The sequence below is a fragment of the Vibrio sp. YT-19(2023) genome (assembly GCF_033337395.1).
The window spans coordinates 1-553 of sequence record NZ_JAWOQN010000962.1 but is presented as its reverse complement, the minus strand read 5'-3'; the positions used below and the strand labels follow the sequence as shown (position 1 = coordinate 553).

At 44.1% G+C, this 553-nt stretch carries 1 pseudogene; it reads left to right on the top strand.

The features are described 5' to 3' along the window. Positions 1–553 (top strand): annotated as a pseudogene (locus tag R7E78_RS29440) (hypothetical protein); the annotation flags it as partial.

The window sequence follows — 553 nt, the reverse complement described above, 5'->3', positions numbered from 1 at the left end:
CAATAACATTTGTGAAATCACTGCAGACTTTGACACCAAAGGTTACTGGCACAACAAAAATGGCTTAAGTGAACTAACTGAAGCCGACAGAGTATATGTGAATGGATTAGCCCCTTACGCCTCTCCAAGTAACTACTTTGGAGCTGGTGACGAGCCATTTGACGGTAAATTTACTGGTGGAGAGCCAGTTGAAGCAGCATTTAGCGGCGATTCTGCTATTTGGATGGCAGGGACTTGGCAATCCGAAGTGTCACAATTCTTGGTCGATAGCAATGGCAACGCGGACCTTAACGAGCATAAAGAGCAGCTAGCTCAGCAACTACTCGCATTTATCTTTAACACTCGACATCGTCCAACCTCTGAGGGTTTAAGCCAAACTACCGTTATTTGGTTTGGCGATCAGTGGATGTCTATTGGAGATATCATTAGTAACGCGGTCAGTGCTTGGGAAGGTTCAGACATCAATCAAATTGATCAGATTAAGACGGTTTTGGATGGTTTGAATAACAACGATGATGTTCCAATTCTGCCATCGTCGTATGAAGACTGTCCA